Here is an 11,392-nt window from a genome sequence, read left to right as displayed (position 1 = left end):
GTACCAGCAGGCGGTTGGCGCAGACGCAGGTCTGGCCGGCATTGCGGTACTTGGAAATCATGGCACCTTCAACGGCAGCGTCCAGATCGGCATCGTCAAACACGATGAACGGTGCGTTGCCGCCCAGTTCCATCGATACTTTCTTGACGGTATCGGCACACTGGGCGATCAGCTTGCGACCCACTTCGGTGGAGCCGGTAAAGGAGAATTTCTTCACCGTATCGCTGCCGGTCAGCACGGCGCCGATTTCGCTGGAACCACCGGTCAGTACCGAGAACACGCCTGCCGGGATGCCGGCACGTTCGGCCAGCACGGCAATGGCCAGGGCCGACAGCGGGGTCTGGCTGGCCGGGCGTACCACCATCGGGCAACCAGCCGCCAGTGCCGGAGCAGCCTTGCGGGTGATCATGGCATTGGGGAAGTTCCACGGGGTGATGGCGGCGGTCACGCCGATCGGCTCTTTGGTTACCAGAATGCGGCGGTCCGCAGCCGGTGCCGGGATGGTGTCGCCGTACAGGCGCTTGGCTTCTTCGGCATACCATTCGATATAGGAAGCGCCATAGGCGATTTCGCCCTTGGCTTCGGCCAGCGGCTTGCCTTGTTCGCAGGTCAGGATCACAGCCAGGTCGTCCTGGTTGGCCATCATCAGGTCAAACCAGCGGCGCAGAATGGTGGCACGTTCCTTGGCGGATTTCTTTTTCCAGCTCTTGAAGGCTTCGGCAGCACCAGCTACAGCGCGTTCGGCTTCGGCCTTGCCCATTTTCGGTACGCTGGCAATCACTTCACCAGTGGCCGGGTTGGTGACCGGGATGGTTTCGCCATTGTCGGCATCCAGCCATTGGCCGTTGATATAGCACTGCTGCTTGAGCAGGGAAGGATCTTTCAGGTTCAGCATGTCTCTCTCCAGAAGGTGGGCGGAGGATATTGTTTGTGCAGACGGCCAACCCCGCTGCCGGGATTGGCCGTTGCCATCAGCCGTTAAGCGATCAGGCCTTCAGGGCGGCTTCCAGCTTGGTCAGCGCTTCAGCGAAGATTTCATCTTCGATGGTCAGCGGGAACAGGAAGCGCACCACGTTGTAGTACACGCCGCAAGTCAGCAGGATCAGGCCGGATTCCAGTGCCTTGGTCTGTACCTTCTTGGTGAATTCGGCATCCGGCTCGTGGGTGCCCGGTTTGTTGAATTCGACGGCCACCATCGCGCCCAGACCACGTACGTCGGTGATCTGCGGGATGTCTTTCTTCAGGCTGTGCAGCTTTTCTTTCAGCAGGTCGCCCAGCTTGTTGGAGCGTTCCAGCAGCTTTTCTTCCTGAATCACGTCGATGACGGCGCTGGCAGCGGCCAGACCCAGCGGGCTACCAGCGTAAGTGCCACCCAGGCCGCCCGGTGCCGGTGCGTCCATCAGTTCGGCCTTGCCGACCAGGGCTGCCAGCGGGAAACCGCCAGCCAGCGACTTGGCCATGGTGGTCAGGTCCGGGGTCACATCGTAGTGTTCCATGGCAAACAGCTTGCCGGTACGGGCAAAGCCGGCTTGCACTTCGTCGGCAATCATCACGATACCGTTGTCGTCACACAGCTTGCGGATGGCACGTACCCATTCGGCCGGAGCGGAGTAGAAACCACCTTCGCCTTGTACCGGTTCGAAGATGATGGCGGCAACGCGCTTGGCTTCGATATCGAACTTGAACAGTTTTTCGATGCTGGCCAGCGAATCTTCCACCGATACGCCGTGCAGGGCATTCGGGTAGGCCGCGTGGTAGATCTCACCAACAAACGGACCAAAGCCGATTTTGTACGGGGCTACCTTGCCGGTCAGCGCCATGCCCAGCATGGTGCGGCCGTGGAAGGCACCACCAAATGCGATCACACCCGGGCGGCCGGTGGCAGCGCGGGCTACCTTGATGGCGTTCTCGACGGCTTCGGCACCGGTGCTGAAAAAGGCGGTTTTCTTGGCAAAGTTGCCCGGGGTCAGCTTGTTCAGCTTTTCGGCCACGTCAACATAGGATTCGTAGGGAACAACCTGGTAGCAGGTGTGGCTGAACTTGTTCAGTTGCTCGGCCACGGCAGCCTGTACCTTGGGGTGAAGGTGGCCGGTGTTCAGTACGCCGATACCGCCAGCAAAGTCGATGTAACGGTTGCCTTCGACATCCCATACTTCGGCGTTCTTGGCCTTGTCGGCAAAGAAAGTACACATAACACCCACGCCGCGCGGGGTAGCCTCGGCCTTGCGTTGCATCAGATCCTTGTTGCTCATTCCATCTCTCCTAAGATTGGGGTGCCTGGCGGCGATGTCCTGGACGGAAGGGCTGGTTGCAGCGGCGGCACTTTGATGCTTTTTTGCCGGGTCAACCAGCTGCCGGGGCGATGATTCGGCGGCTTCCAGAGTCGTTTGATTCTAATCAGGTGTTTAGCAAAAAGCTACACTTGCTACAAAAAGTTAAACACTTGTTGCAAGACCAGCACACCATGAAAAATGGGGCTGCTGTGCGAACACTAGCCCCATTTGATCAAAAGTAACAAATTTTCTTAATGTCGCACTGCCGCATTCACCTCTTGCAACTGCTCCTGATCCAGCGTACCGGCCACCTGTCCCAGTTGCAGGCGTGCCGTCAGGTAATCGTATTTGGCAGTAGCCAGGCTGGTGAGTGCATCGTAGTAAGCCTGCTCTGCCTGCAGCACGTCCAGATTGGTCCGAATGCCCACTTCCTTGCCCAGTTTGGTGGAATCGACCTTGCTTTTGGCCGAGACCAGCAGCTGTTGCTGCGCCCGCACCAGCGCCGCGCCATTGGTTACACCCAGCCAGCTTTTGCGGACATCTTCTTTCAACTGGCGGCGGGCGGATTCGAGCTTGTCGCGGGCGGATTCTTCACGGGCCAGTGCCTCGCGGATTTGCGAGTTGATGCCGCCACCTGCAAACAGCGGCAGGCTGACGGACACGCCGATGCTGCTGCCACGGGTGGTGGGGGGCGTACCGGCCTGGTTGGTGCGATTGTCGTTATAGCCGGCATTAAGGGCGACGACGGGTAGCTGGCTGCCACGTTTTTCCGCCACGGTCTGGCTGGCGTAGGCCAGTGCCTGCTCGGCTGCCTGCAAGCTGCGGCTATTGCTCACTGCCTGCTCCAGCCAGCCTTGCAAGGTGCCGGCGGGCGGTGGCGGCAGCTGTTCCTGCAAGGGCTGGATGGCGCTGGCATCCAGGCCGGTCAGCCGGCGCAGATTGTTCTGGCTGATTTCCTGCTGGTTCAGTGCAACGATTTCCTTGGCGCTGGCGGCATCGAATCCGGCCTGGGCTTCGTGGGTATCGATGATGGTGGCCGTACCCAGCTCAAAGGCGGTCTTCGCCTGTTCCAGCTGCGTGTGATAGGCCTTTTTGCTGGCGCGGGTGGCGGCCAGGGTGTCTTCGGCCAACAGCACGTCAAAATAGGCGCGGGCGATGTCGACGATCAGTTGCTGCTCCGCCGCGCTGAAGGCGGTTTCTGCCTGCTGGCTGGCAATCTTGCCCTTCTGATAGGCGCTGTACTTGCTGGTGTCGAACAGCGGCTGGCTCAATTGCACGCCATAGCCGGAGCTGTCATAAGTGGACTGCCCGGCCGGCTGGGTAGGGTTGGTGTGGCTGTAGCTGCCGGTCAGCGCCACTTGGGGCAGCAACTGGGCACGGCCTTGTACTGCCTGTTCGCGGCCGGCACCCAAATCAGCGCGGGAGGCGGCGTAGTCGCTATTGTAGTCGCGGGCAGCCAGCCAGGCCTGGTTCAGGTCGAAGGCCGGCGTGGCCGTGCTGACCAGCAGCAGGGCCAGTCCACTCAGCAGCGGTGCGCAGTGGGCGTATGTCTTCATGATGTTCTCTTCGGTTTGCTTTCCACCCTGAACCACTGGGCGTACAGGGCAGGCAAAAACAGCAGGGTCAGCACGGTAGCTACCAGCAGGCCGCCCATGATGGCCACGGCCATCGGCCCCCAGAAGGTGCTGCGGGTGAGCGGAATCATGGCCAGGATGGCGGCCAGTGCCGTCAGCATGATGGGGCGGAAGCGCCGTACCGTCGAGCCGATGATGGCTTCGTGCCGGTCTATGCCTTCGCGGATGTCCTGTTCGATCTGGTCAACCAGAATCACCGAATTGCGCATGATCATGCCGGACAGGGCAATCACCCCCAGCATGGCGACAAAGCCAAAGGGCGAATGGAAGATGAGCAGCGTCAGGGTGACCCCTATCATGCCCAGCGGTGCGGTCAGCAAGACCATCAGGGTGCGCTGGAAGCTTTGCAGCTGCAGCATCAGCAGGGTCAGCACCACCACGATCATGAAGGGCGCGACGGCGGCGATGGCGGTCTGCGAATTGCCACTGGACTCCATCGAACCACCCAGCTCGATGTGATAACCCAGCGGCAGGGTAGCCTCCAGCTGCTGCATCTGCGGCCACAGCGCCGCGGACACATCGTCCCCTTGTACGCCGTCGGCCACATCGGCATTGACGGTGATGGCGGGCAGGCGGTTGCGCCGCCAGATGATGGATTCTTCCGGTTGATATTCGATCTTGCCCAACTGGGAGACTGGCACAAAGCGGCCACTGGCGGTTTGTACCTGCACATCACCCAGCGCGGCCACGTCGCTGTGCTCCTGCTTGTTCAGGCGGGCGACGATGCCGACGGTACGGTTACCGTCCCGATAGTCGGTAACCGTGGCACCGGAAATCAGCATCTGCAGCTGCTGCGACAAGGACTGGCTGTTGATGCCCAGCAGGCGGATCTTGTCCTGGTCCAGGGTGATGCGCAGCGCTTTCTGTTGTTCGCCCCAGTTGATGTTGACGTGGCGGCTGGCCGGATGGGCGCGCACTTTTTGCTCTACCTGGGCGGCAATGGCGCGGATCTTGTCGTGATCCGGTCCCATCACGCGGAACTGTACCGGGTAGCCTACCGGCGGGCCATTTTCCAGCCGGGTTACCCGGCCGCGCACCAGCGGGAAATCGTGGTCGAAGATGGACTCCAGTCGCGCCTTGACCTGTTCGCGCACATGCTCGTCGCCGGTCATCACCATCAGCTGGGCGTAGTTCAGATGCTGTTGCTGCTGATCGAGCGGCAGATAGAAGCGCGGGCTGCCGCTACCGACATAGCTGGTGACACTGAGCACGTTCTTGTCCTGCTTGATCAGCGTTTCCAGCTTTTTCACCTCGCCTTCGGTGGCGGCAAAACTGGCACCGCGTGGCAGCCACATGTCCACCATCAGTTCCGGCCGGTTGGACGAGGGGAAGAACTGCTGGGCCACCAGCAGGCGGAAGGCTAGCAAGGACAGCACGAAAATGCCCAGCGTGGTGGCGATGACCGTCTTGCGGTAGTGCAAGCACCATTCCAGCAGCGCCCGAAAGCGGATGTAGAAGGGCTTCTGGTAAACATCATGCGTCTGATGATGCATGGCCTGTTCCGGTAGCAGCTTGTAGCCCAGAAACGGCGTAAATACCACGGCAACAATCCACGACAGGATCAGTGCCAGCCCGACGACGGCAAACAGGCTGAACACGTATTCGCCAGCATCGGATTTGGCCAGCCCCACCGGCAGAAAGGTAGCAGCGGTAATCAGCGTGCCGGTGAGCATGGGGAAGGCGGTGCTGGTGTAGGCATAAGTCGCTGCCTGGAACTTGTTCCAGCCCTGTTCCAGTTTCAGCGCCATCATTTCCACGGCGATGATGGCATCGTCCACCAAGAGGCCCAGCGCGATGATCAGCGAACCCAGCGAGATGCGTTGCAGGTCGAGCTTGAAGAAGTACATGGCCAGAAAGGTCATGGCCAGCACCAGCGGAATCGACAGCGCCACCACCACCCCGGTACGCAGGCCCAGGCTGAAGAAGCTGACGGCCAGCACGATCAGTACCGCCTCGATCAGCGAGCTCATGAATTCGCCGACGGCGCCCTTGACCACCTTGGGCTGGTCGGACACTGCATGGATCTGGATCCCTACCGGCAGCTTGGCCTGGATCCGCTGCAAGGCCGCATCCAGATGCTCGCCCAGCTTCAGCACATCACCGCCGCTTTTCATGCTGATGGCCAAGCCCAGCGCCGGCTGGCCATTGAAGCGCATGCGGAAGGAGGGCGGGTCGATGAAACCACGGTGAATGCTGGCGATATCACCCAGGCGCAGCGTTTTGCCATTGGCCACGATGGGTGTGTTGGCCACGGCCTCCACCGTGCTGTAATTACCGGTAGGGCGTACCCAGATGCGGTCGCTGGCGGTTTCGTAACTGCCGGCCGGCAGCATGGCGTTTTGCTGCTGCAGCGCAGTCCAGATGGTGCTGGTGTCCAGTCCCAGTGAAGCGAGCTTGCTACTGGACAGGTCGATATAGATGTTTTCGCTTTGCTCGCCCACCAGGCTGACCTTGCCCACATCCGGCACGCGCAGGATTTCTTCCTTGGCACGGTCGACGTAGCGGCGCAGTTCTTCGGCGCTGAAGCCGTCACCGGTAAAGGCGTAGATATTGCCGAAGGTATCGCCGAACTCGTCGTTGAAGAAGGGCCCCTGGGCGCTTGCTGGCAGGCTGCTGCGCACATCACCCAGTTTCTTGCGCACCTGATACCACAGGCCCGGCACGTTTTTGGCCGGAACATCCTCACGCAGTGCAACCAGCAACAGCGATTCGCCCGGTTTGCTGTAGCTCTGTACATATTTGAGCTCCGGCATTTCCTGCAGCTTTTCTTCCAGCCGGTCGCTGACCTGCTGTTCTACCTCCTCGGCCTTTGCCCCCGGCCAGTAGGTCTGCACCAGCATGGCCTTGAAGGTGAATTCCGGGTCTTCTTTCTGCCCCAGCTGGGTGTAGGCCCACAGGCCGGACACCATCAGCATCACCATGAAGTAAAACACCAGTGCCTGGTGGCGTAGCGCCCATTCCGACAGATTGATTTTCTTCATTACTGTTCGCCTTGCTGCAGCAGGAGCACGCGCTGGCCTTCGTGCAGCAGGTGCACGCCGGCACTCACCACCTGGTCGCCTGGCTGCAGTGCGCCACGCACGGTGACCGTGTCGCTGTCGATGCTGAGGACGCTGACGCTGCGGCGGCTGACGCGCAGCGTCTTGGGATCGACAATCCACAGTGCATGCTTGCCTTGCTCATCCAGCAACGCGGTCAGCGGCAGGCGCATGGCGGCGCTGTCGCCATGGCTGGCCGTGGGCAAGGACACGGTGGCTGTTTGGCCCAGGGCCAGGCCAGTGGCTTGTGGCAGGGTGATGCGTGCGGCATAGGTGCGGGTGGCCGGATCGGCATCGCCGGCCAGTTCGCGCAGTTGACCCTGGTACTGCTGTTTGCCTGCCCACAGGCTGATGGTGAAGGTCTTTTGCTGGCGCACGCTGGCCAGGGCGTTTTCCGGAATCTGGATCGCGACTTCGCGCTCGCCGTCATGCGCCAGCCTTGCCACGGCCTGGCCAGCGGCGACCACCTGTCCCGGCTCGGCCAGCATCTGGCTGACGATGCCGTCTGCATCGGCAAGCAACTGGGTGTAGCTGCCCTGATTGCGGCTGGCGGTCAGCTGTGCGCGCGCCTCGTCGCGCTTGGCGCGCGCGGCGTTGACGCCATTTTGCTGGCTGTCCACTTGTGCCTGGCTGATGAATTGCTTGGCCAGCAGCTCCTGGTAACGCTTCAGATTGAGCTGCTGTTGGGCAAGGTCGGATTCTGCCGCAGCCAGTTGTGCCTGCTTGGCGTTGATGTCCAGGCTGGTGTCACTGGCATCCAGCCGCGCCAGTACCTGGCCTTTGCGCACATGCTCGCCGCTATTGACCAGCTTGGCGATGACCTTGCCGCCGATGCGGAAGGCCAGGTCGGTTTCGGTACGGGCACGGACTTGTCCGGCAAAGCTGTTGCCATTGTCTATGCCGTGCTGGCCGGCGCTGACCACGCGTACCGGGCGGACTTCTTCGCTGGGGGCCTGCTGTTTGCTGCAGCCGGCCAGCAGTAGCAAGCCAAGCAGGGCAAAACGCCAGAGGTGGGGAGAGGTGGACATGGGCATGTTTCCTGTCAGTTGTTTTTCAGGCCGTGCAGCACCAGATCCAGCGCGTCTTGCAGAAAGCCGAGCGGGTCTTTGGTGGAACCGATGCAGCAGCCAGGCAACTGGCCGAAGGAGTGGCTGAAAATCATGGTAGTCAGCAAGGGAGCCAACAAGGCATCAACGGTGTGCACCAGCGGGACGGCGCGGAATTCGCCACTGTCGATACCACGTTGCAACACCCTGCTCAGCAGCTGGTTGCTGGGGGCGATCAGTTCTTCAAAGTAGAAGCGGGCAAGTTCGGGGAAATTGGCCGCTTCCGCAATCATCAGCTTGCACAGGCCGGCGGAGGGGGAGCAGCCCACTTCCTGCCACCAGTGCGCCACCATGTGATGAAGCAAGGCACTGGCGCTACCGTCGAAATCATCGGCCAGCTTGTCCAGCTGCTGCAGATTAGCCACGAAGGTGCCGCGGGCAATTGCCTTGAAAATTTCTTCCTTGTTCTGGAAATACAGATAGGGCGTGCCCTTGGTCACCCCAGCGGCACGGGCAATGTCTTCCATCTTGGTGGCGCGATAGCCTTTTTCTACAAACTGGCTGAGGGCGGCATCCAGGATTTCCGCCGGGCGGGCTTCTTTTTTCCTGCGCCAGCGGGCGATAGGGCAGTTTTCGGTCATGGATTTAACTGAATCTATATTCATTAATGTCCGGCAATGTAGTGCAATTGCCTTGTCATGACAATTAATAAATCACTGTTCAGTAGCTTGATTGATTAGAATGCAACACATTGTCGCCAGTGGCCGGAATGGCTCCGGTCCTTATCCTCAGAAGGAGATTGTCGTGTCTGTAAATGCCGCTGAAAAAGCGTTGGTTCTCGCCGAGGCCCTGCCGTATATCCGCCGTTTTTCCGGCAAGACCATCGTGATCAAGTACGGTGGCAACGCCATGACCGACGATGCGCTGAAAGAAGGCTTTGCCAAGGACATCGTGTTGCTCAAGCTGGTGGGCATCAACCCGGTGGTGGTGCATGGCGGCGGCCCGCAGATCAACGAACTGCTGGAGCGCGTGGGCAAGGAAGGCAAGTTCATCCAGGGCATGCGGGTGACCGACCAGGAAACCATGGATGTGGTGGAAATGGTGCTGGGCGGCCTGGTGAACAAGGAAATCGTTTCGCTGATCAATACCCATGGCGGCAAGGCCGTGGGCCTGACCGGCAAGGATGGCCACTTCATCCGTGCGGAAAAAATGTTCCTCAGCGATGAGAGCGAAGACAAGATTGACATCGGCCAGGTCGGCGAGATCTCCAGCATCGATCCGGCGCTGGTGTCGCTGCTGGATCGCCAGGATTTCATTCCGGTGGTGGCCCCTATCGGCGTGGGCAGCAAGGGCGAGGCCTACAATATCAATGCCGACCTGGTAGCTGGCAAGCTGGCTGAAACCCTGAACGCCGAAAAGCTGATCCTGATGACCAACACCCCAGGTGTGCTGGACAAGGAAGGCAAGCTGCTGACCGGACTGACTGCCGAGCAGGTGGACAGCCTGTTTGCCGATGGCACCATCCACGGCGGCATGCTGCCCAAGATCAGCTCGGCGCTGGATGCGGCACGCAGCGGCGTGAATACCGTGCACATCATCGATGGCCGCGTACCGCATGCCCTGCTGCTGGAAATCATGACCGACGACGGTGTCGGTACCATGATCCGCGCCAGCTAGGCGTCAGCCAGACACAAGCCAGGCCGGCAACAGCGATGTTGACCGGCCTTTTTCATTGGTCGGCTTCATGCATGTCTTCCGCACGGCATGCCTTGTGCCATTTCGTTGATCAGTCTTGTTCTATAGTATTGAAACAGGTTGTTTCAGGTTCTCGTGGCCGAACAGGAGGGTGCAATGCAGACAGTCAGACAGTTGCTGGAGCAGAAGTCCGGGCGTGTGCTGGTGACGGTATCGCCGGAAAGTACCGTGTTTCAGGCTTTGCAGGTGATGGCAGAGCACGACATCGGTGCCGTGCTGGTGATGGAGGGGGGCGATGTGGTGGGGATATTCTCCGAACGTGACTATGCGCGGCGCATCGTGCTGCAGGGGCGTACTTCTGCCGGCACCCGCATCCGCGACATCATGACCAGCAAGGTGGTGTATGTCACGCCAGACCAGAACTCCGACCAGTGCATGGCGCTGATGACGGAAAAACACATCCGTCACCTGCCGGTGCTGGAGGGCAAGACGGTGCAGGGCATGTTGTCCATTGGCGACCTGGTGCATGCCACCATTCAGGAGCAGGCGCAGGTGATCAACCAGCTGGTGCACTATATCCAGAGCGCCTGATTGCGTGGTCAGATTTTTGACAAATGCCTCTCGCTTTCTGCAAAGAAAGCGAGGCGCCCTTGCAGGGCAAGGGCCGGGGGATTGGGAATGGATAGTAAGGCTGCGGAATCAATAAGCTAGCAGAAAGGCCCGGCTTCGCCGGGTCCCGCGCAATCGAACCAACTTACTTTGTCAGCAGCCAGAAGCCGCCATCAGGCGGCTTTTTGCTATCTGGCGCGGCAGATCAGGCCACCGGCACAATGCGCTGGCGCAGGGCAATCAGCGCCGGGGCCACTTGCTGCTGCATCACTTCGGTCGTGAAGGCAAAGGCCGGGCCGCTGGCGTTCAGGCTCATTGGCGGCTGGCCCGGGTTGGGGGAGGGCAGGTGCACGCCCACGGCCATCACGTCCGGTTCGTATTCGCCAAACGATGCCGAGTAGCCGCAGCGCTGATATTCCGCGCTGGCCTGTTGCAGACGCTGCTGCAAGGCCGGCCAGCGCTCGCCATAGCGTGCAGCCAGTTCGCCATCCAGCTGACGGCGTGTGCTATCCGGCAGGCCGGCATAAAAGGCCCGGCCAATGGCGGTGGTGGCTATCGGCACCCGCGAGCCCACGGTCAGCTGTACGCTGACCCGTGACTGACTGCGGCAGGTTTCCAGGTACACCATATCCGTGCCATCGCGCATGGCCAGGCTGATCGACACATTGTTTTCCAAGGCAAATTCCCGCATCAGCGGGCCGGCTACCTGGCGGATGTCATAGCTGGCCAGCACCACCGAGCCCAATGCCAGCAGCGCTACCCCCAGGCGGTAAAAGCCGCTGTGTTCATCCTGCGACAAATGACCCAGCTTGGTCAGGGTGTAAGTCAGGCGTGACACAGTGGACTTGGGCAGGCCGGTACGCTTGGCGATTTCCAGGTTGGACAGCGCCGATTCGCCGGGGCGGAACGCCGCCAATACCTGCAAACCCCGCGCCAGCGCGGTGACGAATAGCCGGTCCTTGTCATCCTCTTCCTGCATTGCTTTCCTCATTTCTATCTTGATGGCCTGGATTTTCCAGCCTGGCGCTGCGGCGCGAGCGGCAAGCATAGCCTGCTTGTGGCCAGGATCAAACAAAACGCTTTACAGCCGAATTTGG

The 11,392-nt window shown here is 60.5% G+C and carries 9 protein-coding genes; 2 read left to right on the top strand and 7 right to left on the bottom strand.

Annotated elements, in window-relative coordinates:
• The 6 genes from EAY64_RS00325 to EAY64_RS00300 all read right to left on the bottom strand — a co-directional run.
• Positions 1-895 (bottom strand): aldehyde dehydrogenase family protein (locus EAY64_RS00325; RefSeq protein ID WP_122081938.1); only part of this gene is annotated, 895 nt, incomplete at its 3' end.
• Positions 896-986: 91 nt separating this feature from the next.
• Entirely contained in the window at positions 987-2,252 is a 1,266-nt protein-coding gene (gene gabT / locus EAY64_RS00320) for a 4-aminobutyrate--2-oxoglutarate transaminase (protein WP_103522814.1), read from the bottom strand.
• Positions 2,253-2,524: 272 nt separating this feature from the next.
• On the bottom strand, positions 2,525-3,829 hold the full coding sequence (locus tag EAY64_RS00315) for a TolC family outer membrane protein (protein WP_103522813.1): 1,305 nt from the start codon (positions 3,827-3,829) through the stop codon (positions 2,525-2,527).
• A complete protein-coding gene (locus EAY64_RS00310; protein WP_103522812.1) occupies positions 3,826-6,888 on the bottom strand; it encodes an efflux RND transporter permease subunit in 3,063 nt (1,020 codons plus the stop codon). The genes EAY64_RS00315 and EAY64_RS00310 overlap by 4 nt, the downstream gene beginning before the upstream one ends.
• Complete coding sequence (locus tag EAY64_RS00305) at positions 6,888-7,973, bottom strand: efflux RND transporter periplasmic adaptor subunit (RefSeq protein WP_103522811.1); 1,086 nt, start codon at positions 7,971-7,973, stop codon at positions 6,888-6,890. The genes EAY64_RS00310 and EAY64_RS00305 overlap by 1 nt, the downstream gene beginning before the upstream one ends.
• Before the next feature lie 14 nt (positions 7,974-7,987).
• Positions 7,988-8,632 (bottom strand): TetR/AcrR family transcriptional regulator, encoded by a 645-nt coding sequence (locus tag EAY64_RS00300; RefSeq protein ID WP_103522810.1) that lies wholly within the window; start codon positions 8,630-8,632, stop codon positions 7,988-7,990.
• 163 nt (positions 8,633-8,795) lie between these two features.
• On the opposite strand from EAY64_RS00300, the gene argB reads away from it, so the two are divergent.
• Complete coding sequence (argB, locus tag EAY64_RS00295) at positions 8,796-9,668, top strand: acetylglutamate kinase (protein WP_103522820.1); 873 nt, start codon at positions 8,796-8,798, stop codon at positions 9,666-9,668.
• Between the two features lie 174 nt (positions 9,669-9,842).
• The gene (locus EAY64_RS00290; RefSeq protein ID WP_103522809.1) at positions 9,843-10,277 is read left to right on the top strand and encodes a CBS domain-containing protein; all 435 of its coding nucleotides are present in this window, start codon (positions 9,843-9,845) and stop codon (positions 10,275-10,277) included.
• Positions 10,278-10,500: 223 nt separating this feature from the next.
• Here EAY64_RS00290 and EAY64_RS00285 read toward each other — a convergent pair whose 3' ends face one another.
• Positions 10,501-11,274 (bottom strand): IclR family transcriptional regulator, encoded by a 774-nt coding sequence (locus tag EAY64_RS00285; RefSeq protein WP_103522808.1) that lies wholly within the window; start codon positions 11,272-11,274, stop codon positions 10,501-10,503.
• Between the last annotated feature and the right edge of the window lie 118 nt (positions 11,275-11,392).

The sequence above is a fragment of the Aquitalea palustris genome, assembly GCF_003693445.1.
GTDB lineage: Bacteria > Pseudomonadota > Gammaproteobacteria > Burkholderiales > Chromobacteriaceae > Aquitalea > Aquitalea palustris.
This window is presented reverse-complemented; position numbering and strand designations above follow the sequence as displayed.